The following is a 23,790-nucleotide window of genomic DNA, read 5'->3' on the forward strand; positions in this document are numbered from 1 at the left end:
TCGCTGAAGCGCGGACCGTAAGCCGCCGAGCTGGGCGGTACGGACCTTCCGGGCGGAAACGCCAGGATTGCTGAGAACCACTGAGGCTCTTGGTAACGGTTTACGGCAGAGGGCGAGTCAGGCCGTTCCAGGTTGACGCACACCACGCAGCAGGCCGGTCAGGACGCGCGTGATGAAGCCGGGTTGCCGGCGGAGGTGTGAGCTCCTTGAGAGGACGCCAGATCTTCTTGAGAGGGTGCTGAGAATCTGCTGTCGTGTGGCGCTGATCACAGACATGGGCGGGCGGTGGCCCGAGGGTGAGGCAAACGGAAGGAGCGCCTCACCGTGGAACGGACTGGTGCTGACGCGGGCCTGCCCGAGGTGGCCGGGCTGCTGGACGGGCTGCCCCGTCAGCGCGGACCCCTGAGCGCCGCTCCTGCGCCATCCCCGGCGCCGGCCATCACCGAGCCCGCCGCGGCCACCCAGGTCACCGAGGCTGCTGCGTCCAGAATCCGCGCCTTCCACCCCTGGCGTCTGCTCCCCACCCCCACCGGAACCCCCTTCACCTGCGCCTACGCCGCCGTACTGGCCGTCACCTCACTGATCGCCGCCTACGCCGACCCCGCCCTCGTCCACGCCCTGCACCAGGGCTCCAGCACCGATGTGGCGCACCTCCTGCGGACGCCCGTGGTGGTGCTGATCGCCAGTGCGCTGTGGGTCGCGGGCGGGATCATGGCGCCGTACACGCTCTGCTTCCTGCTCGTGCTGACCGCGCTGGAGCGGCGGATCGGCGGCGCGCGCACGGCCGTCGTCTTCCTGCTCGGCCACGTCCTGGCCACCCTCGCGACCGAAGTCCCCGTCGGGCTCGCGGTGCTGGTCGGTCATCTCCCCGGCAGCTCAGTGCACCGCCTCGACTACGGCATCAGCTTCGGCGTCGCCACGAGCTTCGGCGCGCTGGCGGGGCTGCTGCGGCCGTGGCTGCGGTGGCCGGTGCTGGTGCTGTTCGGCGGGATGCTGATCCAGGACCTGCTCGATCTCACGGACCCGCTGACCAACTGGGGGCATCTGATCTCGCTGGCCATCGGGATCGCGATGTGGCCGGTGGTGCGCCGTTGGCAGGCCTCGCCGTCAGCCGATCTCGGGCGACCACACGTACGGCGTGGTCGTCGTCACCGCCTCGAAGCCCAGCCGCCGCAGGATGGGCGCGCTGTCGTCGGAGGCGTCGACGTGCAGGTACGTGACGCCGCGGGTCACCGCGAGGGCGGCGCGGGTGGCGACCAGCGCGCGGTAGATACCGCGCCCGCGCCACTCGGCCGGCGTTGACCCGCCCCACAGGCTCGCGAACTCGGTCCCCGCACGGAACACCAGCCACGCGGCGGACACGACCTCGCCGTCCGCTTCGGCGACATACACGGCGATCTCGTCCGGGGCGGACGCGACACGGCCGATGAGATCGTCGGCGAGCCAGCTCCGGTCCCCGCCCCACACGACCGACTCCATCGCGGCGATGCGGCGCATGTCCGCGTCCGCCGTGACCCGGCGCAGCGTCACGCCCTCCGGCAGGAGGGGCTGTCGTACGGCCATGGCGGCGGCCCGCCCGACCAGCACCGTCTCCTGGTCCTCGGGCACGAAGCCGGCCGCGCGCAGGCGGTCGGTGAGGTCGGCCGGGTCGTCGTGGGACCGGGTCTTCCACTCCACCGCCTCGCCGCGCGCCGCGAAGTAGTCGCGCTGCCGGGCGACGAGCCGGTCGAGCTCGGCGCCGCGTACGCCGAGCGAGCGCGGGCCACTGACGAGCCCGCGGAATCCGCCGACGATCCGCAGCAGCGGACCGTCCTGTTCATACGTCACACCGGCGGGCGGAGTCGGGGGCGCGCCGCGCATCTGGTGGTCGTAGGCCGCGAGAAGGGTCTCTGTGTCTGTCACGGGGAGACGGTGCGGGAAGGAACAGGCCCCCGACAACCGTTTATTCACGAAAGCCGAGGTCGCGGTGTGTGGCGCGGCTGATCGCTCACAGCGAACTCGGGCCTGGGAACAATCAAGCCGCCCCGTGCATTGAGTCGGCATAACTCAACTTGACTGCCGAAGGGGAGATCATGGCTTCGACGTCCACACCGCTCACCCTGCCCGTGCTGCCGCTCGACGACGAGGTCGTGCTGCCCGGAATGGTGGTCCCGCTGGACTTGAACGACGCCGATGTACGCGCCGCTGTGGAGGCCGCGCAGGCGGCCGCCCGGTCCCAGCCGGGAAAGCCACGGGTGCTGTTGGTGCCACGCATCGACGGGACGTACGCGAGCACCGGTGTGCTCGGCACCGTCGAGCAGGTCGGCCGGCTGGCCGACGGTGACCCGGGCGCCCTGATCCGCGGTCGCGGCCGGGTGAAGATCGGCGCCGGGACGACCGGGCCGGGTGCGGCGCTGTGGGTCGAGGGGGCGCGGCTCGACGAGACGATTCCCGACCCGCTGCCCGGGCACGTCACCGAACTGGTCAAGGAATACAAGGCGCTCGCCACCGCCTGGCTGCGCAAGCGCAGCGCCTGGCAGGTCGTCGACCGCGTCCAGGCCATCGACGACGTCTCGGCCCTCGCCGACAACTCCGGTTACTCGCCCTTCCTGTCCACCGAACAGAAGGTGGAGCTCCTGGAGACCGCCGACCCGGTCGCCCGTCTCAAGCTCGCCACCCAGCAACTGCGCGACCACCTCGCCGAGCAGGACGTCGCCGAGACCATCGCCAAGGACGTCCAGGAGGGCGTCGACAAGCAGCAGCGCGAGTTCCTGCTGCGCCGTCAGCTGGAGGCCGTCCGCAAGGAACTGCGCGAGCTGAACGGCGAGCAGGACGGCGAGGAGTCCGACGACTACCGGGCCCGCGTCGAGGCCGCCGACCTGCCGGAGAAGGTCCGCGAGGCCGCGCTCAAGGAGGTCGACAAGCTGGAGCGGTCCAGCGACCAGTCCCCGGAGGGCTCCTGGATCCGCACCTGGCTGGACACCGTCCTCGAACTCCCCTGGAACGAACGGACCGAGGACGCGTACGACATCCAGGGCGCGAAGGGCGTGCTGGACGCCGAGCACGCAGGCCTGGAGGACGTGAAGGAGCGGATCACCGAGTACCTGGCGGTGCGCAAGCGCCGTACCGACCGCGGCCTCGGTGTCGTCGGCGGCCGGCGCGGCGGTGCCGTACTGGCCCTGGTCGGCCCGCCCGGCGTCGGCAAGACCTCGCTCGGCGAGTCCGTCGCCCACGCCATGGGCCGCAAGTTCGTCCGGGTCGCCCTCGGCGGCGTCCGCGACGAGGCCGAGATCCGCGGCCACCGCCGTACCTACGTCGGCGCGCTGCCCGGCCGGATCGTGCGGGCCATCAAGGAGGCCGGCTCGATGAACCCGGTCGTGCTCCTCGACGAGATCGACAAGGTGGGCTCGGACTTCCGCGGCGACCCGGCGGCGGCCCTGCTGGAGGTGCTGGACCCGGCGCAGAACCACACGTTCCGCGACCACTACCTGGAGGTGGAGCTGGACCTGTCGGACGTGGTCTTCCTCGCCACGGCCAACGTCCTGGAGGCCATCCCGGAGGCCCTGCTGGACCGTATGGAGCTGGTCCGCCTCGACGGCTACACCGAGGACGAGAAGATCGTCATCGCCCGTGACCACCTGCTCCCGCGCCAGCTGGAGCGGGCGGGGCTGAAGGCGGACGAGGTCGCCGTCGACGAGGGCGCGCTGCGCAAGCTCGCCGCCGAGTACACGCGCGAGGCGGGCGTCCGCACCCTGGAGCGCTCGATCGCACGGCTGCTCCGCAAGGTCGCGGCCCAGCACGAACTGGGTGAGCGCAAGCTGCCGTTCACGATCGGTGAGGGTGACCTGCGCGGCCTGATCGGCCGGCCGCACCACGTGCCCGAGTCCGCCCAGGATCCGGCGGAGCGCCGTACGGCGGTGCCGGGCGTGGCGACGGGCCTGGCGGTGACGGGCGCGGGCGGTGATGTGCTGTTCGTCGAGGCGTCGCTGGCCGACCCGGAGACGGGCGCGGCGGGCCTGACGCTGACGGGCCAACTGGGTGACGTGATGAAGGAGAGCGCGCAGATCGCCCTGTCCTTCCTCCGCTCGCACGGCGCCGAACTGGAGCTGCCGGTCGCCGACCTGAAGGACCGGGGCGTGCACATCCACTTCCCGGCGGGCGCGGTGCCGAAGGACGGCCCGAGCGCGGGCATCACGATGACGACGGCGCTGGCGTCGCTCCTGTCGGGCCGCCTGGTCCGCACGGACGTGGCGATGACGGGCGAGGTCTCACTGACGGGCCGCGTCCTGCCCATCGGCGGCGTCAAGCAGAAGCTGCTGGCGGCCCACCGGGCGGGCGTCACGACCGTCATCATCCCCAAGCGCAACGAGCCCGACCTGGACGACGTCCCCGCCGAGGTGCTGGACAAGCTCGACGTCCACGCCGTGACGGACGTCCGCCAGGTCCTGGAGCTGGCGCTGTCGTCGGCCGTCAGCGACGTGGCGCCGGAGGTTCCGGTCGCGGCGTGACGGACGCAACCGGACAAGGAGGCCCGGGCTCTCGTGAGGGAGGCCCGGGCCTTCGGCGTACGGCGGCCGGTACGGCCGTCGGTCAGCCGTCGGCCAACGCCCGCACCCGGTCCAGCGTGCCGTTGAACCTGTTGTGGTCACCGACGGTCGGCCCGGAGGACGTGTACTGCCACATGGTGTAGTAGCTCCAGCCCGCCGGCAGCTCCCCCACAGCCGTCGCGTACCGGGCGATCCACAGCGGGTTGGCGGAGGCGAAGCCGCTGTGGTTGCCGGTGCACTGTTTCCACCAGCTGGTGGCCGTGTAGATGACGGCGTCGCGGCCGGTGCGGGCCTTGTACTGGTTCAGGAAGTCGCGGATCCAGGTGACCATGCCGCTCGCTGTCTTGCCGTAGCAGGCGTCTCCGTACGGATTCCACTCGATGTCGAGGACCCCGGGCAGGGTCTTGCCGTCACGGGACCAGTCGCCGCCGTGGTCGACGAAATAGTTGGCCTGGGTTGCTCCATTGGTGGTGTCCGGGGTCGCGAAGTGGTAGGCGCCGCGGATCATGCCGACGTCGTAGGAGCCGCCGTACTGGTCGGCGAAGTAGGGGTTGGTGTAGTACGTCCCCTCGCTGGCCTTGGTGTAGGCCCACTTGACCCCGCTGTCCCACAGGGTCGACCAGGCGACGTCGCCCTGGTGGCTGGAGACGTCCACGCCTTCTGTCTGCGTGGCCAGGGTGTTTTCGGGGACGCCGTGCACGCCGTCGTGGGCTTCGACGCCCATCCCCATGTGGGCGGAGCCACGCGGCGGGGTGTCGTCGGCGGATGCGGGAGAGGGCTGGACGGTGAGGAGTAGGGAGAGGGCGGCTGCGAGCAGCAGTCCGGCGAGGTGTGGGCGCTGGGGGCGGAGGAGTTCGGGTCTGTGCACGGGCATAGCGTGCCTCCGAAGGCTCGGTGACGCTCGGTGGGGAAACGGGCTGGGGCGGGGGCGGGGGTCACGGTTGGGGGAAGAGCAGGTGGAAGGGGGTCCGGGGGCTGCCGTTGGTCTACGCCTGCGAAATACTGGCGGAGCTGCGGCAATGACGGCGGGGGGCGGAACTTTTAGGACCCGGAAATCGAGGCAGGGGCTGACGTGCACGAAGACGGAAACGGCGAGGGACAAAGAGCCGAATCCGGGGGTGCCCCCTCTGGGGGAGTGCCGGCTGGCGGTATGGATCAGCCTGAATTCCTGGACCTGGAACGCGAGCTGACGGTTCTGTTCCGGCGCGCCAGGGCCAAGCAGGGCGAGATGGCCCGCGAGGTCCATCCGGACCTGGAGTCCGCGGCGTACGGGCTGTTGGTCCGACTGGATGAGTCCGGCCGTATGCGGGCCACGGAACTCGCCGCCTACATCGGCGTCGGCAAGGCCACGATGTCCCGCCAGCTGCGCGCCCTGGAGGACCTGGGCCTGGTCGCCCGCGAGCCGGACCCCGCCGACGGGCGGGCCTGGCTCGTGCACCTCACGGGCGAGGGCCGCGGGCGGGTCGCCAAGGTGCGGGAGGCGCGGCGGGCTCGGTATGTCGCGCAGCTGTCCCACTGGGACCGGGGTGAGGTGGCGGAGCTGGCTCGGTTGCTGAATCAGCTGAACCGGGGGATGGAGAAGTAGGCCCGAGGGGCGCTGGTCGGACGGTCCTGGCCTGGTGCATGCCCGGAGCCCCCGACCAGCTCACAACTCCGCATACACGACCGTGGCGTCGTCATGCGTCTTGCTCCGCCCCAGATACGTCCGCTCCTGCGCGTCGGCCCGCTCCAGCCCCCGCACTCGATCCACCAGCTCCCGCGCCCCCTCCTTCCGCAGGAGCCGGAAGCAGTCCCCCCAGTCCCCCTCCCGGAACGTCTCCACCCACCGCGTAGCCCCGTCCGTGAGCGCGGCCAGCGCCCGCACGTCTCCCCGCGCCAGCACCCCCGTCACCGCGCGCCCCGCCACCGACGGATCCGCGGCGGCCGTGAAGAAGCCGCCCTCCTTGTTGCGGATGTGGGCGTCGATCAAGGCGTCCGTGGCCAGCGACGCGCGCGGAAGCCGCGACAACCGGTCGTCCAGGCAGGGCGTGATCGCCCCGTCCGGTGACTCCACCAGGAGCGCCGAGTCCGACAGGATCAGGTACTCGACCGCCTCCGTCGACCACCGCGCCAGAACCACCGTTGCCTGTGGGGTGCGTGGGTGAGAAAGGTCACAGGTTTCGGCGTGGGCCTCAGCGGTACGTGCGATGGCGCGGGCCAAGGCGTCGACGAGGGGAACATCAGGGAGTGAAACGGTCAGTTCGGTCAGGGCTCCGCCCAGTCGCGCGGTGAACCAGGGGACGGAATGCAGACAGCCCGTCTCGCCCCTCGGTGGGGTCACTCCGTCCAGGACCACCAGTGCGCCGCCCTGTCCCGAGGCGGGAAGACCGACACTCGCGAAGTCCTCGTTGGGGCGGGCGCGGTCGCCGGGCTCCGAAACAAGCTCTGTTCGCATCCGGCCAGTCTGCACGAGGCCTTCACAAGGTTCGCGAAGGGGTTGCATCGGTCGCCGGATGGGTGCAGCGGCGCAGGTCAGGCGCCTGATTTGGGGTGGAATGGTTCGCTCCGGCAGGGCGTGGCGGCGAATACTGCCATCGCCTGCCGCGGACGTCCAACCGGCCCGCCGTGCAAGGCATGTGCACGCGCCGGAGGAACTTGCCCGCCAACTCTCCTCCGGGGTTCACTCCTTCGGGTGGCGGGTCAGGTGATGCGCGGCCGCTGCCCACCGGCACTGGGAGGGTCGGGAACCGCATCGAGTGTACGTACAGTCGGCTGTAGTTGACGGAGCGTCACTCGGACCCATGGGTATCACGAGTCAGGAATGCGAGCACCGGTGCAGAAGATGCGGCCTCGTCGCTCAGGCAAGCAGACGTCCTCCGCGAGGGGCGCGCAGTCCACGCCCGGCACCACGAACGGCACGACGAACGGCACAGCGACCGACGTCGCACCCGCCGGCAAGGGGCGCCCGACTCACGTACGGAACCGGCTGATCGTCGCCGTGGCCGTCGTGGCCGCCGCCATCGCCGGAGCCGGTGTCCCCTCGGTCGTCGCCGCCTCCGGGCAACTGCACGACTCCCAGAAGCTGGTGACCCTCGCCGAGCAGACCGAGGACGCGCTCACGCTCGCCCACTCCCTCGCCGACGAACGCGACGAAGTCACGTCGTACATCGCCGCCGGCCGGCCCAAGTCCAAGGCGCCGAGCGAGCAGCGCAGCGTCCGCGTCGACCGGCAGGTCGAGGAGTTGCGCGCCGACACCGACACGCCCGCCTCGCTGCGCGGCGACCTCGACGGCATCGCGACGCTGCGCAGGGCCGCGCTCACCGGCAAGAGCACCGCGCTGGAAACGCACCAGGCCTACTCGGTCACCATCACCGAACTCCACCGCCTCGCCGAGCAGCTGGCCGAGCAGATGCCGCCGCGCGCGGGCGCCGGCACCTACGCCCTGGCCGAGCTGGACTCCGCCGTGCAGCAGGCCGCCGCCGCCCGGGGGCTGCTGCTCGCCGCCCTCAGTGTGCCGACGACCACCGAGACCGTCATCGACCCGATCACCGGCCTCGCGAGCACCCGGAAGACCTCCTCGGACGCCGACGCCAAGCAGCGCGCCGCCCTCAGCGCCGCCGCCCAGCAGGCCCGTCTGCGTTCCGACGCCGCCCTCACCGACTTCCGCGACACCGCACCCAAGAGCGCGCGCACCTCGTACGACTCCACGGTCACCGGCGCCGAGGTCACCACCGCCGAGCGCCATCTCGCCGCCCTCACCGACCAGGCAGCCCTCTCCGACCGGGACCTGGCCACCAACACCCAGCGCGCCGAGGCCGCCCTCTCCGCCCGCGTCGACCTGATGCGCGGCGCGGAGTCCGCGCTCTACGACCGCCGCACCAAGGCCCTGGAGCAGCTCCGCGACGACGACGTCACCGCGCTGGAGATCCGGATCGCGATCCTCGGCGCCCTGATGCTGCTCGCCGTGGGCGTCGCCACGGGTATGGCCCGCAGCCTCACCCGGCCCCTCGCCGTCCTGCGGCTGGGCTCCGCCCGGCTCGCCCAGGCCGAGGACCCGGCGGCTGAGGAGCCCGTCAAGTTCACCGGCCGCAAGGACGAGTTCGCCCAGGTCGTCAACTCCGTCAACGCCCTGCACGCGCACGCCGTCGGCCTTTACGAGCGCATCACCACCCTGGAGGCCGACCGCAGGCACCTCGTCGGCCAGCGCCAGAAGATGGCCGACGCCCGCGAGGAGCTGCGCACCGAACTCGCCGACTCCGCCGCCCAGTTGGAGCGGGTGCGGGACACCATCGGCGGTACCTTCGTGAACCTCGCCCTGCGCACCCTCGGTCTCGTCGAGCGGCAACTCACCGTCATCGAGAGCCTGGAGGAGCGCGAGCAGGACCCCGACCGGCTCGCCACGCTCTTCAAGCTCGACCACTTCGCCACGGTCATGCGCCGGCACAGCGAGAACCTCCTCGTCCTCGCCGGCAGCGAACACGTCCAGCAGCATGCCGGACCGGTGCCGCTCGTCGACGTCGTCCGTGCGGCGGTCAGCGAGATCGAGCGGTACGAGCGGGTCCGTATCGCCGCGCTCCCGCCGCACGCGCATGTCGCGGGCTTCGCCGCCGACGACCTTTCCCACCTCCTGGCCGAGCTGATGGAGAACGCGTCGGCGTTCTCCCCGCCCGACCTGCCCGTCGAGGTCTCCGGCTGGCTGCTGGAGAGCGGTGAGGTCATGCTCTCCGTCCACGACGAGGGCATCGGCATGACCGCCGAGCGCATGACCCGCCTCAACTCCCGCCTCGCCGACTTCGACCCCGAGGCCACCTACGACCAGGAGGGCGACGACGGCCTGGGCCTCGGCCTCTACGTCGTCGCCCGCCTCGCCCACCGCCACGGCGTCCGCGTCCAGCTCCGCGAGCAGAAGCAGGGCGGCGTCGCGGCGGTCGCGGTCCTGCCCAGGGGCCTGCTGGCGGCCGCCCCCTCGGCCGCGGTCCCCTCGGAGTCACCGCACCACACCGGCACCCACACCTTCTCCCTGCCGGGCGCCGACGCGGAGGCCAACTCCAACGTCCTGCGCGGCCGCTCGAACCACGACGACCCGTTGGTCGCGCTGGCGGAGAAGGCCGTACGGGAGGGCGGGGACGCCGAGGAAGCCGACGAAGCCGCACAGCGGACGGCACCTCCTGGCCCTGACCAGGAGCGGGAGCACCCCGCCGAGACCACGATGGAACTCCTGATCCCGGCACAGACGACGGGCGACTCGATGCGTCCCGCCTCGACGACGGGCGCCTCCACGGGTCCCGGCTCGGTGACGGGCGCCTCCCCGGGTCCCGGCTCGGTGACGGACGATCCGACGGGTCTCGGCTCGGTGAGGGGCGATCTGACGGGTCTCGGCTCGGTGACGGGCGATCTGGCGGGTCTCGGCTCGGTGGCGGGTACCTCGGCGGGTCTCGGCTCGGTGACGGGCGATCCGACGCGTCCCGACTCCGCGACGGCCGACCCGACGCCCCACGCACCCGCAGCCGCCGACGGCGAGGACGCCCCACAGGGGCCACCCGGATCTGACGACGATGCCCGCACGGGCGGTGAGGGTGGGAACGAATCCGCCGAAGGCGAAGCCGAGGCGGAACACACCCGCACCCCGGACGAGGACCCGCTCACCGACAAGGGCCTCCCGAAGCGCACCCCGAAGATCACCGCACCCGCCCAGGCCCCGCGCCAGCGGACCGGCAGCGTGGACGCCGAAGCCCTCCGCAGAAGGCTCGGCGGCTTCCGCCAGGGAGCGCAGGCCGGCTACCGCGACGTACAGGCAGAGATCGCCGAACAGACCGGCCAGAACAGAAAACCCAGCAGTGAATCCGACGCAGCCACGGGGGGCACAGTCGAGGAGGCAAGCAGTTGACCGCGCCCAGTACCTTCGGACTGAGCAGTGAAGCCCGCAACCTGCACTGGTTGTTGACGAATCTGGTCGAGGAGGTGCCGGGCATCCAGTCAGTCGCGGTGGTCTCCTCCGACGGGTTGCTCCTGCTCTCCTCGGACCACGCCCGAAACACGGAGGCCAGGGAAGCCAGAAACGACAAGCCCACCGGCCCCCGCGGCTCCTCCGCCGACCTCGCCACCGTCGTCTCCGGCATCGGCAGTCTCACCATCGGCGCCGCCAAGCTGATGCAGTTCGGCGGCGTGAAGCACACGATGATCGCGATGGACGAGGGCAGCCTGTTCGTGATGTCCATCAGCGACGGCTCGCTGCTCGGCGTGCACGGCTCCGCGGACTGCGACATGAGCGTGGTGGCCTACCACATGGCGCTCTTCGTCGGCCGCGCCGGCCACGTCCTCACTCCCGAACTCCGCAGCGAGCTACGGAAGTCCCTCGAGACCGCGTCCGCAGGGAGTACCCGATGAGCAATGCCCCGAAGAACAGGCCCCAGCTCCCCGTCCGCGGCGGCGACCGCAAGCCCGCCCGGGTGCGCCCGTACTCGCTCACCGGCGGCCGGACCCGCTTCGGCCACGTCCTCCTCGTGGAGACGCTCGTGGCGGCGCTGGAGGCGCCTCAGGAGCGCAAGGAACTGACGAATGGTTCCCTCAACACCCGGGTCATGCCGGAGATGCGGGCCATCGTCGAACTGTGCCGCCGTATGCGCACGGTGGCCGAGATCGCCGCGCTGCTGAAGATGCCGCTCGGCGTGGTCCGCGTGCTCCTCAGCGACCTCGCGGACCAGGGAAAGATCCGGGTCTACGGCACGGGAACCGGCCACGGCACGGGCCGGCCGGACCGCGCTCTGCTGGAAAGGGTGCTCAGTGGACTCCGTCGTCTCTGACGCCGCTCGCGGTGTCTCCCCGCTCCTCGCCGAAGCCGTAGAGGGGCCCGAACAGCCCTGGCAGACGGACCGGACCCGAGCCCCGATCGCCACGAAGATAGTCGTGGCCGGCGGCTTCGGCGTCGGCAAGACCACGCTGGTCACCGCCGTCTCGGAGATCACGCCCCTGCAGACCGAGGCGCTGATGACCGAGGCGAGCGAGGAGACCGACGACCTCACCTCGACGCCCGGCAAGCTCACCACCACCGTGGCCATGGACTTCGGCCGCCTCACGCTCGACGACGACCTGGTGCTCTACCTGTTCGGCACGCCGGGCCAGCAGCGGTTCTGGTTCATGTGGGACGACCTGGTGCGCGGCGCGATCGGCGCGGTCGTCCTGGCCGACACCCGGCGGCTGAAGGACTGCTTCCCGGCGCTGGACTACTTCGAGAGCTGCGGACTGCCGTACGTCGTCGCCGTCAACCACTTCGACGGCAGCGAGCGGTTCGAGCCGGAGGACGTGCGGGAGGCGTTGACGATCCCCGCGCACATACCTGTAATGATCATGGATGCGCGGCGGCGGATCTCCGTCATCGAGACTCTGCTGTCTCTCGTCGGCCACGCACTGGACGTCACCCCTGAGTAGTCCCCGATCCCCGTAGGAGACACCACCCGCATGCGGAAGATACTCGTCGTCGGAGCCGGCCAGTCCGGACTCCAGATCGCCCTCGGACTCCAGTCGCACGGGTACGAGGTCACCCTGATGTCCAACCGGACGGCGGACGAGATCCGCTCCGGCCGGGTCATGTCCACCCAGTGCATGTTCCACACGGCACTGCAGCACGAGCGCGATCTCCAGCTGAACTTCTGGGAGTCCCAGGCCCCGAAGATCGAAGGACTCGGCGTCTCGGTGGCGGCCCCCGGCTCCTGGGGCGAGGGCCCCGCTGCGCGGGCGATCGACTGGATGGGGCACCTCGACGGGTTCGCGCAGTCGGTCGACCAGCGGGTGAAGATGGCCGGCTGGATGGAGACGTTCGCCCAGCGCGGCGGGCAGCTGGTCATTCATGGCGCGGCGGTCGGCGACCTCGACTACTTCTCCCGTACGTACGACCTGGTGCTGGTGTCGGCCGGCAAGGGTGAGCTGGTCCAGATGTTCGGGCGGGACGCGGAGAGGTCCCCGTACAGCGAGCCGCAGCGCGCGCTCGCCGTGTCGTACGTCCACGGTCTCGGCCCGCGTCCGGAGCACCCGGACACGGAGGCCGTCCGCTGCAACCTCGTCCCCGGCGTCGGCGAGCTGTTCGTCATGCCGTGTCTGACGACCTCCGGACGCGCGGACATCCTGTTCTGGGAGGGCATACCCGGCGGTCCGCTCGACGTCTTCGACGGCGTGAAGGACCCGGCGGAGCACCTCTCCCTGACCCTGGAACTCATGGAGAAGTACACGCCGTGGGAGCACGCGCGGGCGACCAAGGTCGAGCTCACGGACGCCGGCGGCGTGCTGAGCGGGCGCTACGCGCCGACCGTTCGCAACCCGATCGGGCGGCTGCCCGGCGGCGGGCTCGTGCTGGGTGTGGCGGACGTCGTCGTGGCGAACGACCCGATCACCGGGCAGGGCTCCAACTCCGCGTCCAAGTGTGCGGCCGCCTACCTCGCCTCGATCGTCGAGCACGGGGACAAGGAGTTCGACGAGGCGTGGATGCGCGCCACCTTCGACCGGTACTGGGCCACCGCCCAGCACGTGACCAAGTGGACGAACGCGATGCTGGCGCCGCCGCCGGAGCACATCCTCAACCTGATCGGCGCGGCGGGCCAGCTGCCGCCGGTGGCCGACCGGTTCGCCAACGGCTTCAATGACCCGTCCGACTTCGAGAACTACTTTTATGAGCCGGAGAAGACCGGGGCTTACCTCGCGGAGGTTTCGGGGACCTGACCTGCGGGCTCGGGCGTACGGCTCCCAGCACCGGGTTGGACGCGATCGGCGAGATCCTGATCTTCTCGCCGGTGCGCGGGGCCTGGACCACCTTGCCCTTGCCGAGGTACATGGCCACGTGCGTGGCGTCCGGGAAGTAGACGACCAGGTCGCCGGGGCGCAGTTCGGTCAGCGGGACACGGTCGAGCTCCGCCCACTGCTCCTGGCTCGTGCGGGGGATCGGGGTGCCGGCGTGGGCCCATGCCTCTGATGTCAGGCCCGAGCAGTCGTACGACTTCGGGCCCTCCGCGCCCCACTTGTACGGCTTTCCCACCTGCTTCTTGGCGTAGCGGATGGCGCGGGCGGCCTCGCGGGACGGTTTGTGGTCGTCGCCTGCGAGGGCGCCGGACGCCATGAAGGCCCGCTGGGACTTGGCGACGCCCTGCTTCTCGAACTCGGCCAGGGCGGTGAGCTGCGCGGCGGTGAGGGAGGCGAGGAGCTCCTCGACCTTCTTCAGGCGCTTTCGTACGGCGTCCCGGTCCTTCTTCTGGCGTTCGGCCAGGGCGAGTTGGGCGTCCAGGGCCTTGCGGGCCTGGCGGGCCAGCTCGTCGGCCTTCTTCTCGTTGTCGGCCAGGCGGCCGACCGTCTCGGCGCGCTCGCGTGCCAGCCGGGCGATGACGTGGCCCTGGTCCAGGGCGTGCTGGGGGTCGCGGGCCAGGAGCAGGCGTACGTACGGGGAGATGTCGGTGGTGTTCTGGTACTGCTGGCGGGCCAGGCGGCCGGCCGCCGCTCGGCTGTCGTGCAGGGAGAGACGGACGCGGGCCAGGGCGGCGTCCAGGCGCGTCACCTCGGTGCGCTGCTTCTTCAGCTTGTCCTCGGTGGCGTTGTAGGTCTCCGTGGCCTGCTCGGCCTCGCGGTACAGGCGCTGAAGGTCTGTCAGGAGCCCGGCCGTGGAACGCGCTTGGGGCTCGGGCGCCGGGGCAGCCATTGCGGGTGCCGGTGCGAGGAGCGGTGCCGGTGAAAGGAGCGTGGCGGCCGTCGTCGCGGTCGCCGTGGCCACCGCCATGCATGCCAGACGCAGAAGTCTTCCTGACACGTCATCACCTCCGGTGCGGACAGGCTCTCTGCTCCACACCGTGAGGATTAGACGGGGGCGGCGGGTTCGCGCGGCGAGTGTGCGCGGTTCGGCGCAGCGGTGTCACTCGTCCGTGGCGTCCGGCTTGCGCTGCGGCGTGTCGCCTGGCCTGGACCACGGCCAGTTCAGTCGGCGGGTCTGCTTCCCTTCGGGGTCGTACTCGTACTTCCAGCGTCGGGACAGGCCCACGTGGCCGCCCGGTGTGCGGGGTACGCGGTGGTAGACGAGGACGGTCGGCGGGCCGCCGTGCGGGTCGGGGACGGGGATGCGGTACGTCTTGGGCGGGTGGCCCGTGATGCCCAGGAGCACCGGCAGTACGCGGCCGTCCATGGGGCCGCCCTCGAAGGGGGTCTCTTCGCTCTTCACGGCACCAGTCTCAGCTATCCGCCGTCAGCTTCTGCGTCAGTGCCGCGGTCTGCGGGTCCCGGTCCGCCGTGACGGAGAGTACGGCGACGAACTGGTCGACCAGCCAGTCCCGAAGCTCCTCGACGGGGGGCTGCTTGTCCTCGTCGAGCCAGATGAGGGAGGCCGCCTCCACCGCGGTGATCCACATCCGTACGGTCATGCGCAGGCGGAGGCCGGGGTCGGTGACCTCCAAGTGGCTGAGGATGTGCTCGGCGGCGGCGCGGCGTACGCCGTCGACGATGGCCGTCGTACGGGACGTCTCCACGACGCTGCCGCCCTGGAGCAGCGCGCTGAATCCGGCGTCGTGCTCGTCCACGAAGGTGAGGTAGCGGTCGAGGGCACGGGCGAGACGGGGGAGGAGGGGGCCGTTCGGGGGTTCGTCGAAGCAGCGCTGGAGCTCTTCGGCGGCCGACCTGAGGGCGGCCTCGTAGAGCTGTTGCTTGCCGCCCGGGAAGTACCGGTAGACCAGTGGCCGTGACACACCGGCCGCCTCTGCCACGTCGTCCAGGGATACATCCTCGGGGGCTCGGTGTGCGAAGAGGGTGAGGGCGGCGTGGAGGAGTTGGCTGCGGCGTTCCTCGACGCTCAGGCGGCGGTACGCGGGGGCGGCGGGCATGGGATGAAGCCTAGTCGCCGTGGGGGTGCGGGGATTTGGCGGCTGGGGGTGCGTTGTGGCTGATCGCGCCCACGCGGCGGAGCCGCATACCGATACAGCCCCGCGCCCCTTGGGCCCGCCCAGCCACCCCTACGCGAGCAGGCCGGACGACCTCCACAGCCGCCTGCCAACCCCCCGCAGCACCCCGATGTCGTCCAGGAAGTCCGTCAGCTTCTTCGCCCCCGTCTGCATGACCTCCCGCCGATGGCCGCTGGCCTTCACCTGCGCCATCGCCTCCCGCTTGTCCAGGCCCACGTTCGTGTAGACCTCGGGATTCACGAACGCCACCGAGAACACCCGCGCGAACTCACCGGAGGTCACCCGCGTGAACTCCTGGGACCACCGCGGGGCCGTCATCATCTGGCGGCGGAGTTCCTCGCGGGCGTAGCGCACGTGGCGGGCCTCCTCGACCACGTGGATGCGGGTGACGCCGCGTATCAGGGGCTGTATGCGCTCGTCCGGGAAGGTCAGGCGCTGCATCCAGTCGAGGACCTCCTCGCCGAGGAGGGTCGCCGTGAAGGAGCCGGGGGTGGTGGAGATCGTCTTGAAGAGGCGGCCCAGGTTCTGGTGGGTGCGGCTGACGGGATACCAGGGCGTGTCGCCGTGGGAGATCAGGCGGGCGAACATCTTGGAGTGGCGGCACTCGTCCTCGATCTCGGTGAGTGCGTAGCGGACGTGTGCGCTGGTCGCCGACTTGTCGTAGATGTGGCGGACCAGGAGCTGCATGAGGATGATCTCGAACCAGATGCCCAGGGAGGCGAGCGCGGCGGCCTCGTGCTGGGAGAGCAGGAGGCGCTGTTCCTCGCTCATCCGCTTCCACAGGGGGGTGTCGTAGAGCGAGAGCAGCTCCGGGGGCCAGAACCACTTGCCCTCCTCGAAGGGCGCGTCCCAGTCCAGCTCCTTGTCGGGGTCGAAGGAGTGCTTGGCGGACGAGACGAGGAGGCGCTCGGCCACCTGTTCGCGGTCCTTGAGCAGGCCGAGTGCGTCGCGCAGTCCGTCGAGCGCGTCGGCTTCCGTCAGGGTCGTCATCGGTGCCTCACCTTGTTACCGGGGGTACGTCGTCCGCGTCTTATGAGACTGCCTGTCAGCAAGACCGTCAATCCCCTGCGCATGACTTGTTGACCCCGCGTCTACCACGTGTGAGCCTGCCGGACATGCCGACATTCGACGTGTACGCCAACGATCCCGGAGACCCTCTCTGGCCGGTGCCGGCGACCGGCGCGGCCCGTTTCAGCTGGGAGTACGACGACGGCCGCGACCGGCTGCTGGCCCTGTACCAGAAGGGCAAGGACAAGCAGTGGGACGGGCAGCTCAGGATCGACTGGGACCTGGAGGTCGACCCGTGCGACGCGCTCGGTACGCCGGAAGAGGCGATGGCGCTGTACGGGACGCCGTACTGGACGAAGATGAACGAGCGGGAGAGGGGCGAGCTGCGCAAGCACTACGCCTCCTGGCAGTTCAGCCAGTTTCTGCACGGTGAGCAGGGCGCGATGATCTGTGCGGCGCGGATCGTGGAGTCGGTGCCCGACATGGACGCGAAGTTCTACTCGGCGACGCAGACGATGGACGAGGCGCGGCATGCCGAGATCTACGGGCGCTTCCTGCACGAGAAGATCGGGATGGTCTATCCGATCAACGACAACCTTCAGTCGCTGCTGGGGGACACGCTGCGGGACAGCCGCTGGGACATGCCCTACCTCGGAATGCAGGTGTTGATCGAGGGGCTTGCCCTGGCCGCCTTCGGGATGATCCGGGACACCACCAAAAAGCCGCTGCCCAAGCAGATACTGGCCTACGTCATGCAGGACGAGGCGCGACACGTTGCCTTCGGGCGTATGGCGCTGCGGGACTACTACAAGCAGCTGACCGATGCCGAGCTCCGCGAACGCGAGGAGTTCGTCATCGAGGGCTGCTATCTGATGCGCGACCGGCTGCGGGGCGTGGAGGTCCTGGAGAACTTCGGCATTCCGAAGGCCGAGGCGGAGCAGATCAGCGAGCGGTCCGATTTTCTGCAGCTGTTCCGCCGGCTGCTCTTCTCCCGCATAGTCCCCTGCGTCAAGGACATAGGGCTGTGGGGCGAGCGCCTCCAGCAGGCCTATGTGGACATGGGCGTGTTCGAGATGGGCGACTCGAATCTGGACCTGCTGATGGCCCAGGACGAGGAGATCGCCGAGAAGCTCGACGCCGAGCGGTTCGCGGTGGAGGAGCGGGAGCGGGTGGCGGAGGTGGAGGGGGCGATCGAGGAGGGGCAACACCTGGCTGGTTGATCACTCGATCGATGGGCGGATCGGCATATTCGGATGGGTACGCTGGCTGTGCCAGGCAGACTCCGCCGCATGGGAGTAATCATGAGCGCCGCACGCGAGTACGGGCTGAACGACTATGAGTGGCCCCGTCCGCCCGAAGGCGGCTGGACGGCGGACGACCTGGACCGGCTCCCGAATCTTCCTCCGCACACGGAGCTGATCGACGGGAGCCTCGTCTTCGTGAGTCCGCAGACCCGCTTTCACCTGCGTACGATCCGGCTTCTGGAGTACGCCCTGCTCAGCCAGGCGCCCGACGCGTACGACGTCGATCGGGAGTTCAGCGTCAAGCTCGACCGGCGCAACCGGCCGGAGCCCGACGTGCTGGTGTACCGCGCGGACGCTGACACTGGCCCGCACCAGACCTGGCACCACTCCGAGGCCGTCATCCTTGCAGTCGAAGTCGTTTCTGAGGACTCGGAGGAACGCGATCGAGAGGCCAAGCCGCGCAAGTACGCCGCGGCGGGCATTCCATACTTCTGGCGGGTGGAGGAAGGCAACGACGGTCTGCCCGTGGTCTACACGTACGAGATCGATCCGGCCACGAACACGTACGTCAGCACCGGCATTCACCATGACCGGCTCAAGCTGACCGTTCCGTTCCCCCTCACCATCGACCTCACCGCTGTCAACCGGCGGCCGCCGGTTGCGCCTCCCTCGGGCTGAACGACGTCCGCAGGGTGAACGCGTACGGCGTCGGGCCGTGGGTGCGCAGGTGCAGGAGGCGGGACTCCGCCTCCGCGACCGTCGGGCGGTGGCCCACCGGGACCCACCACAGGGTCGTCATCGCCTCTTGCACCCGTTCGAACCACTCCCGGCGGCGGGCCAGCATCTCGCGGTGACGGCCCTGGTACATGTACGCCGTCAGGGCGTTCGTGTCGCGCCACATCGTCAGGTTGATGATCAGCCACTCGTCGCCGAAGACGCTCACGTCGGTCGCGTCGCCGGAGTCGTCCTTCAGCCGCCACACGAAGCCGTCGGCGGCCTCGGCGTCGGCGTTCACGGGGTCGAGGTTGTCGACGAAGTCCTTCAACTGCGGGGAGTCCAGCGGGGCCTTGAGGCGGGCGATGTTGACCTGGGCGAGTTCGTAGGCGGCTTCCGGGGCGGTCGATGGCGTCATGGACCGAACGATAGGTCGGGCGCGGTCGCAGGCCCAGGGTGCGTCTCAGTACGTGGGCACATGTCCCTCTTTCACAACCGGGAGGGCGTGTGCGTGAGTACCTGTGTACCGGCGTCTTACGGACGGGAAACCAAGCCCTGACCGGCCCGGCCGTAGCCTCACCGGGCATGACGGGGAAAGTACTGACCACCCTTCGCTCCATCGTCCGCCGCCCGGCCGGCCTTCCCGGGTGGAACTCCATCCGCGGCCGGATGGCCATCGTGCTGGCCGTTCCGACCTGCCTGCTGCTCACTCTGATCGGGCTCGGCGTCGCCGACCGGGCCGCCGACTGGTCCGCCGCCCGGGAGACCGAGGCGCATGTCGGGGTGCTGTTGCGGGCGCAGGGACTCGTCCGGGAGGTGCAGCGCGAACGCGGGCTGACCAACGGGCTGTTGGCGGGTGAGGAGGGGTACCGCGACGACGTCGCCGCGCAGCGCGGCCGTACCGACAAGGCACGGGACGCCTTGCGTGCCACGCTCGACGAGGAGAGCGGTGCGCTGCCGGACGCCGCGGTCTCGGCGCTGTGGGCCGCCGACGTGCCCCTCGCCGCCCTCACCGAGACCCGCGAGGACATCGACGCCGGCACCGCCGACCGTGCCGCCACCCTGCGGACGTACACCGAGACCGTCACCGCCCTCATCGACGCCGAGTCGGCCGGTGCCCCGGACGGCGACCGGCGGATCGCGCAGGGCGTGCAGGCGCTCCAGGCCCTCGCCCGGGCCACGGAGGCCGTCGCGCTCGAACGCGGCTCCCTCAACGGGGTGTTCGCGGCCGGGCGGTTCCGCGCCGGGGAGTACCTCGACTTCACGGAGGTCCGGGCGGCCCGGGTGGCCGCGCTGGGGCAGTTCCGGCAACTCGCCGGCGGGGGAGAGGAGGCCGCGCTCGACGACGCCTTCGGTACGACCGCCGCGCGTCGGGTCGTGGGATACGAGGCTCGGGCCGAGCGGGGTGCCGACGGGTCCGCTCTCGCCGTGGCCCCCGGCCGCTGGTGGGCCGACATGACGACCCTCGTCGACGACCTGCACGACGTGCAGCGGGCGGTCGGGGACGACGTCCGGGCGCGCGCCGCCGACGCCGGTTCCGCCGCCACCCGGCAGCTCGGCGGCTTCCTCGCGCTCGGGGCGCTGATCCTCGCCGTGGCCGTCGCGCTCGCCGTCTTCTCGGCCCGCTCCATCACCCGGCCGCTGGGCGCCCTCGCCGACGAGGCGGACGCCGTCGCCGGGAGCCGGCTGCCCGAGGCCGTCCGGCGGATCCAGGAGGCCCACCCCGACACGCCGCCCACGCCGCAGTTCGCGCAACCCCGGCCGCCCGGTGGCGCGCGGGAGATCAGCCGCCTGGCCGCCGCCCTGCGCAACGTCGAGGACACCGCCGTGGGACTCGCCGCCGAGCAGGCCGTCCTGCGCCGCACCAGCACCGAGTCCCTGGCCAGCCTCGGCCGCCGCAACCAGAGCCTGCTCAACCGGCAGCTCGGCCTGATCACCACCCTGGAGAGCCAGGAACTCGACCCGGACGCCCTCGCCGAGCTCTTCGAACTCGACCACCTGGCCACCCGGATGCGCCGCAACGCCGAGTCCCTGCTGGTACTCGCCGGTGAGGAGTCGCCGGCCCGGTCCTGGAAGGGCACCGTCGCCGTCGCCGACGTGGTGCGGTCGGCCGTGGCGGAGGTCGAGCAGTACCGGCGGGTGGCCGCCGTCGACATCCAGCAGTGCGGCGTCCGGGGCCACTGTGTCGCCGAACTGTCGCACCTGCTCGCCGAGTTGGTGGAGAACGCGCTGATGTTCAGCCCGCCCAAGCAGCCCGTCGAGGTCTACGGCTGGCGGGACGGCGGCGAGTACTGCCTGGCCGTCGTGGACCGGGGGATCGGGATGACCCCGGAGCGCCTGGCCGAGTCCAACGCCGTCCTGTCGGGGAAGGGCGACTCCTTGCACACCGCCCCGACCCGGTTCCTCGGCCACCACGTCGTCGGCGCTCTCGCCACCCGCCTCGGCGCCCACGTCGAGCTCCGCCCCACCCAGGGCACGGGCGTCACCGCCTACGTCGCCCTGCCGGCCGTCCTGATCCAGGAGTCGACGTCAACTGCCGTCGCCCGAGGATGACTTCAGCACCGCCTTCATCACGGCCCGCGCGATCGGCGCCGCGTCCCCGCCCCCGCTGATCTCACCCCGGTCCGCGTCGGCGTCCTCCACCACCACCGCGACCGCGACCTTGGGCTCCAGGTCGCGGTCGCCCTTCGCCCAGGAGACGAACCAGGCGTACGGCGTCCCGGAGTTGCCGAGGCCGTGCTGGGCCGTGCCGGTCTTGCCGCCGACCGTCGCACCGGGGATCCAGGCGTTCGTGCCGGTGCCCTCGCGCACCGCGTCCGCCATCAGTTGCTTGACCAGTACGGCGGTCGACGGGTGCATGGCCTGCCGCACCGGGCCGGCCCCGCCGGTCGACACCGTGGCGCCGCTCGCCCGGGTCGTGCGCTCCACCAGATAGGGCGAGCGCACCTTGCCGCCGTTCGCCACGGCCGCCGCGACCATCGCCATCTGCAGTGGGGTGGCCCGGGTGTTGTACTGGCCGATCGACGACAGGGCGAGCTGCGCCCGGTCCACCTTCGGGTCGAAGGTGGACTCGGCGACCGAGAAGGGGATCCTCAGGTCGGCGTCGTTGAAGCCGAAGGCCTGCGCCGTCGCCGCCATCCGCTTCGCCCCCACCCGCACACCCAGCTTGGCGAACACCGTGTTGCACGACCACTCGAACGCCTTCCGCAGCGGAACGTCCTCGCAGCCCTCGGACTCGTTCGTCAGCGAGGTCCTGGTGCCCGGGAGGCGGTACGGATCCGGGGAGTCGGTCGGCTCGTCCAGGTCCTGGACCACACCCGAGTCCAGCGCCGCCGCCGCGGTCAGCACCTTGAAGGTCGAACCCGGCGGATACGTCTTGCGCACCGCCCGGTTGAGCATCGGCTTGTCCGGGTCGCCGTTCAGCGACTTCCAGGACCGCGCCACGGACGAGCCGTTCCCCGACAGCACGGACGGGTCGTACGACGGGGCGGACACGAGGGCCAGGATCCGCCCGGTCGCCGGTTCGATCGCCGCCACCGCGCCCTTGCGGCCGGCCAGCCCTTCGTACGCCGCCTCCTGCGCGCCCCGGTGCAGGGTGGTGAGGACGTCGCCGCCGGGGTTGCGGTCGCGGGCGAGGTCGTTCCACAGCGGGAACGGCGAGAGCAGCGGGTCGGTGCCGGACAGGACGCCGTCCTCGGTGTGCTCCAGGAGCGACGTGCCGTACACCTGCGAGGCGAAGCCGGTGACGGGGGCGTACATCGGGCCGTTGGCGTAGGTCCGTTCGTAGCGGAGGTGCTCGCCGGTGTCGTGGGATCCGGTGACCGGTTCGCTGCCGACCAGGATGTCGCCGCGCGGCTGCCCGTAACGGGCGATGGGGGCGCGGCGGTTGGCGATGTTGCCGTCGTAGGAGGAGGCCTCGAAGACCTGCAGGCGGGTGGCGTTCACGAGCAGCGCGACCAGCAGCAGGGCGCAGAAGAACGCGGCATGGCGGATGTGCCGGGTCATCGGACGGCCTCCTCGCCCTGGGGAACGCCGAGCCGGCTGCGCGACCTGTCGCTCACCCGGATCAGCAGCGCCACCATCGCCCAGTTGGTGACCACCGAGGAACCGCCCTGCGCCAGGAACGGCATCGCCATGCCCGTCAGCGGGATCAGGCCCGTCACCCCGCCCGCGATCACGAACACCTGGAGCGCCAGGATCGAGGCGAGCCCCACCGCGAGCAGCCGGCCGAAGGGGTCCCGCAGGGCGAGGCCCGCCCGGTAGCCGCGCTCCACCAGCAGGCCGTAGAGGAGGAAGATCGCCGACAGGCCCGCCAGGCCCAGCTCCTCCCCGGCCGTCGCCAGGATGAAGTCCGACTTGGCCGCGAAGCCGATCAGGATCGAGTGGCCGAGGCCCAGTCCCGTGCCGAGCATGCCGCCCGCCGCGAAGGCGAACAGCGACTGGGACAGCTGGTTGGGGCCCTGACCGGCGTCGATCGACGCGAACGGGTGCTGCCAGTCCTCGACCCTGCTGTGCACATGCGGCTCCAGCTGGCCGACGGCCACCGCGCCGAGCGCCGCGAGCAGCAGGCCGAGCGCGATCCAGCCGGTGCGGCCGGTGGCGACGTAGAGCAGGACCACGAACAGGCCGAAGAACAGCAGGGATGTGCCCAGGTCGCGTTCGAGGACGAGCACGCCCACGCTCAGCAGCCAGATGGCGACGATCGGGCCGAGGACGCGCCCGGTGGGCAGTTGCAGCCGGTCGATCCCGAGCACACGGCGGCCCGTGTACGCCAGCGCGCTGCGGTTCGCGGCCAGGTACGCCGCGAAGAACACCGCGAGCAGCACCTTCGCGAACTCGCCGGGCTGGATGGAGAATCCGGCGATCCGGATCCAGATGCGGGCGCCGTTCACGGACGGGAAGAAGATCGGCAGGGTGAGCAGCACGAGAGCGGCGACGACACAGACGTACGAGTAGCGCTGGAGCACCCGATGGTCGCGCAGCAGGAGCACGACCACGATGAACAGCGCCACCCCCAGCGTGGACCACACGAGTTGGGCGGGCGCCGCCCGGTCGCCCGGTGTCTCCAGGTCGAGCCGGTAGATCAGGACCAGGCCGAGGCCGTTGAGCAGCACGCCGATCGGCAGCAGCACCGGGTCGGCGCAGGGGGCGCGCAGGCGCACCGCCAGATGAGCGACCAACGCGAGGACGCCGAGCCCGGCGCCGTAACCGGCGGCACCGGGCGGGACGGTGCCGCTCTTGGCGAGGCCGACCGCGCAGTAGCCGTACACGGAGAGCAGGACGGCCACGACGATGAGGGCCAGTTCGATGCCACGGCGCCGGGGGAGCGGTACGGCGGGTGCGGGCGTGTCCGCTGCCACCAGGGTGGTTCCGGCCTTGGTCATGCCCGGAACT

At 70.9% G+C, this 23,790-nt stretch carries 20 protein-coding genes and 1 pseudogene; 11 read left to right on the plus strand and 10 right to left on the minus strand.

Annotation, left to right across the window (positions count from 1 at the left end):
• Window positions 1-324 precede the first annotated feature (324 nt).
• Window positions 325-1,095, plus strand: a pseudogene (locus ADL12_RS51055) (rhomboid-like protein); the annotation flags it as partial.
• A 12-nt stretch (window positions 1,096-1,107) separates the two neighbouring features.
• Here ADL12_RS51055 and ADL12_RS27020 read toward each other — a convergent pair.
• Window positions 1,108-1,902 (minus strand): GNAT family N-acetyltransferase, encoded by a 795-nt coding sequence (locus ADL12_RS27020; RefSeq protein ID WP_062706197.1) that lies wholly within the window; start codon window positions 1,900-1,902, stop codon window positions 1,108-1,110.
• 170 nt (window positions 1,903-2,072) lie between these two features.
• Between ADL12_RS27020 and lon the strand changes: the two genes are divergently transcribed.
• Window positions 2,073-4,487 (plus strand): endopeptidase La, encoded by a 2,415-nt coding sequence (gene lon, locus ADL12_RS27025; protein ID WP_062706200.1) that lies wholly within the window; start codon window positions 2,073-2,075, stop codon window positions 4,485-4,487.
• An 82-nt stretch (window positions 4,488-4,569) separates the two neighbouring features.
• Here the strand turns inward: lon and ADL12_RS27030 are convergent, their stop codons facing one another.
• Window positions 4,570-5,400 (minus strand): lysozyme, encoded by an 831-nt coding sequence (locus tag ADL12_RS27030; RefSeq protein WP_062706203.1) that lies wholly within the window; start codon window positions 5,398-5,400, stop codon window positions 4,570-4,572.
• A 198-nt stretch (window positions 5,401-5,598) separates the two neighbouring features.
• On the opposite strand from ADL12_RS27030, the gene ADL12_RS27035 reads away from it, so the two are divergent.
• Window positions 5,599-6,111 (plus strand): MarR family winged helix-turn-helix transcriptional regulator, encoded by a 513-nt coding sequence (locus tag ADL12_RS27035; RefSeq protein WP_062706206.1) that lies wholly within the window; start codon window positions 5,599-5,601, stop codon window positions 6,109-6,111.
• Window positions 6,112-6,171: 60 nt separating this feature from the next.
• On the opposite strand, the gene ADL12_RS27040 is transcribed toward ADL12_RS27035, so the two are convergent.
• Window positions 6,172-6,960, minus strand: coding sequence for a protein phosphatase 2C domain-containing protein (locus ADL12_RS27040; protein ID WP_062706347.1), 789 nt, complete (start codon window positions 6,958-6,960; stop codon window positions 6,172-6,174).
• A gap of 366 nt (window positions 6,961-7,326) precedes the next feature.
• Between ADL12_RS27040 and ADL12_RS27045 the strand changes: the two genes are divergently transcribed.
• Genes ADL12_RS27045 through ADL12_RS27065 form a run of 5 tightly spaced genes read left to right on the plus strand, consistent with a single transcriptional unit; the run spans window position 7,327 to window position 13,217 of the window.
• Window positions 7,327-10,392 (plus strand): sensor histidine kinase, encoded by a 3,066-nt coding sequence (locus ADL12_RS27045; protein ID WP_079052305.1) that lies wholly within the window; start codon window positions 7,327-7,329, stop codon window positions 10,390-10,392.
• A complete protein-coding gene (locus ADL12_RS27050) occupies window positions 10,389-10,892 on the plus strand; it encodes a roadblock/LC7 domain-containing protein (protein WP_062706209.1) in 504 nt (167 codons plus the stop codon). The genes ADL12_RS27045 and ADL12_RS27050 overlap by 4 nt, the downstream gene beginning before the upstream one ends.
• Window positions 10,889-11,308 carry a DUF742 domain-containing protein gene (locus tag ADL12_RS27055; RefSeq protein ID WP_062706212.1) on the plus strand — a complete coding sequence of 140 codons (420 nt, stop codon included), beginning with the start codon at window positions 10,889-10,891 and terminating at the stop codon, window positions 11,306-11,308. The genes ADL12_RS27050 and ADL12_RS27055 overlap by 4 nt, the downstream gene beginning before the upstream one ends.
• Entirely contained in the window at window positions 11,289-11,933 is a 645-nt protein-coding gene (locus ADL12_RS27060) for a GTP-binding protein (RefSeq protein WP_062706215.1), read from the plus strand. Before ADL12_RS27055 ends, ADL12_RS27060 begins: the two co-directional genes overlap by 20 nt.
• A 30-nt stretch (window positions 11,934-11,963) precedes the next feature.
• Window positions 11,964-13,217 (plus strand): styrene monooxygenase/indole monooxygenase family protein, encoded by a 1,254-nt coding sequence (locus tag ADL12_RS27065; protein WP_062706217.1) that lies wholly within the window; start codon window positions 11,964-11,966, stop codon window positions 13,215-13,217.
• Here the strand turns inward: ADL12_RS27065 and ADL12_RS27070 are convergent.
• The 4 genes from ADL12_RS27070 to ADL12_RS27085 form a co-directional block, all read right to left on the minus strand.
• Window positions 13,135-14,292 carry a C40 family peptidase gene (locus ADL12_RS27070; protein WP_062706219.1) on the minus strand — a complete coding sequence of 386 codons (1,158 nt, stop codon included), beginning with the start codon at window positions 14,290-14,292 and terminating at the stop codon, window positions 13,135-13,137. The two genes, ADL12_RS27065 and ADL12_RS27070, sit on opposite strands and share 83 nt — an antisense overlap.
• A 102-nt stretch (window positions 14,293-14,394) precedes the next feature.
• A complete protein-coding gene (locus ADL12_RS27075; RefSeq protein WP_062706222.1) occupies window positions 14,395-14,697 on the minus strand; it encodes a hypothetical protein in 303 nt (100 codons plus the stop codon).
• Window positions 14,698-14,707: 10 nt separating this feature from the next.
• Window positions 14,708-15,352: a TetR/AcrR family transcriptional regulator gene (locus ADL12_RS27080; RefSeq protein ID WP_062706225.1), complete on the minus strand. Its 645-nt coding sequence runs from the start codon at window positions 15,350-15,352 to the stop codon at window positions 14,708-14,710.
• Window positions 15,353-15,481: 129 nt separating this feature from the next.
• Complete coding sequence (locus ADL12_RS27085) at window positions 15,482-16,420, minus strand: AurF N-oxygenase family protein (RefSeq protein WP_062706228.1); 939 nt, start codon at window positions 16,418-16,420, stop codon at window positions 15,482-15,484.
• A gap of 125 nt (window positions 16,421-16,545) precedes the next feature.
• Between ADL12_RS27085 and ADL12_RS27090 the strand changes: the two genes are divergently transcribed.
• Window positions 16,546-17,658, plus strand: a complete 1,113-nt coding sequence (locus ADL12_RS27090; RefSeq protein WP_062706353.1) for a ferritin-like domain-containing protein — start codon at window positions 16,546-16,548, stop codon at window positions 17,656-17,658.
• A gap of 81 nt (window positions 17,659-17,739) precedes the next feature.
• On the plus strand, window positions 17,740-18,360 hold the full coding sequence (locus ADL12_RS27095) for a Uma2 family endonuclease (protein ID WP_062706232.1): 621 nt from the start codon (window positions 17,740-17,742) through the stop codon (window positions 18,358-18,360).
• Here the strand turns inward: ADL12_RS27095 and ADL12_RS27100 are convergent.
• The gene (locus ADL12_RS27100) at window positions 18,323-18,814 is read right to left on the minus strand and encodes a DUF3291 domain-containing protein (protein WP_062706235.1); all 492 of its coding nucleotides are present in this window, start codon (window positions 18,812-18,814) and stop codon (window positions 18,323-18,325) included. The two genes, ADL12_RS27095 and ADL12_RS27100, sit on opposite strands and share 38 nt — an antisense overlap.
• 167 nt (window positions 18,815-18,981) lie before the next feature.
• Between ADL12_RS27100 and ADL12_RS27105 the strand changes: the two genes are divergently transcribed.
• Window positions 18,982-20,949, plus strand: a complete 1,968-nt coding sequence (locus tag ADL12_RS27105; RefSeq protein WP_079052306.1) for a sensor histidine kinase — start codon at window positions 18,982-18,984, stop codon at window positions 20,947-20,949.
• Here ADL12_RS27105 and ADL12_RS27110 read toward each other — a convergent pair.
• Together ADL12_RS27110 and ADL12_RS27115 are read right to left on the minus strand one after the other, a co-directional pair.
• A complete protein-coding gene (locus ADL12_RS27110) occupies window positions 20,926-22,401 on the minus strand; it encodes a penicillin-binding transpeptidase domain-containing protein (RefSeq protein ID WP_062706241.1) in 1,476 nt (491 codons plus the stop codon). The two genes, ADL12_RS27105 and ADL12_RS27110, sit on opposite strands and share 24 nt — an antisense overlap.
• Window positions 22,398-23,780 (minus strand): FtsW/RodA/SpoVE family cell cycle protein, encoded by a 1,383-nt coding sequence (locus ADL12_RS27115; protein ID WP_062706244.1) that lies wholly within the window; start codon window positions 23,778-23,780, stop codon window positions 22,398-22,400. Before ADL12_RS27115 ends, ADL12_RS27110 begins: the two co-directional genes overlap by 4 nt.
• Window positions 23,781-23,790: the final 10 nt, after the last annotated feature.

This window comes from Streptomyces regalis (assembly GCF_001509475.1).
Lineage (GTDB): Bacteria > Actinomycetota > Actinomycetes > Streptomycetales > Streptomycetaceae > Streptomyces > Streptomyces regalis.

Coding starts and splice junctions, on each gene's coding strand:
- lon (WP_062706200.1), top strand. CDS start 2,073: ATGGCTTCGACGTCCACACCGCTCACCCTGCCCGTGCTGCCGCTCGAC.
- ADL12_RS27030 (WP_062706203.1), bottom strand. CDS start 5,400: ATGCCCGTGCACAGACCCGAACTCCTCCGCCCCCAGCGCCCACACCTC.
- ADL12_RS27040 (WP_062706347.1), bottom strand. CDS start 6,960: ATGCGAACAGAGCTTGTTTCGGAGCCCGGCGACCGCGCCCGCCCCAAC.
- ADL12_RS27045 (WP_079052305.1), top strand. CDS start 7,327: ATGCGAGCACCGGTGCAGAAGATGCGGCCTCGTCGCTCAGGCAAGCAG.
- ADL12_RS27055 (WP_062706212.1), top strand. CDS start 10,889: ATGAGCAATGCCCCGAAGAACAGGCCCCAGCTCCCCGTCCGCGGCGGC.
- ADL12_RS27065 (WP_062706217.1), top strand. CDS start 11,964: ATGCGGAAGATACTCGTCGTCGGAGCCGGCCAGTCCGGACTCCAGATC.
- ADL12_RS27080 (WP_062706225.1), bottom strand. CDS start 15,352: ATGCCCGCCGCCCCCGCGTACCGCCGCCTGAGCGTCGAGGAACGCCGC.
- ADL12_RS27085 (WP_062706228.1), bottom strand. CDS start 16,420: ATGACGACCCTGACGGAAGCCGACGCGCTCGACGGACTGCGCGACGCA.
- ADL12_RS27090 (WP_062706353.1), top strand. CDS start 16,546: ATGCCGACATTCGACGTGTACGCCAACGATCCCGGAGACCCTCTCTGG.
- ADL12_RS27095 (WP_062706232.1), top strand. CDS start 17,740: ATGAGCGCCGCACGCGAGTACGGGCTGAACGACTATGAGTGGCCCCGT.
- ADL12_RS27100 (WP_062706235.1), bottom strand. CDS start 18,814: ATGACGCCATCGACCGCCCCGGAAGCCGCCTACGAACTCGCCCAGGTC.
- ADL12_RS27105 (WP_079052306.1), top strand. CDS start 18,982: ATGACGGGGAAAGTACTGACCACCCTTCGCTCCATCGTCCGCCGCCCG.
- ADL12_RS27110 (WP_062706241.1), bottom strand. CDS start 22,401: ATGACCCGGCACATCCGCCATGCCGCGTTCTTCTGCGCCCTGCTGCTG.
- ADL12_RS27115 (WP_062706244.1), bottom strand. CDS start 23,780: ATGACCAAGGCCGGAACCACCCTGGTGGCAGCGGACACGCCCGCACCC.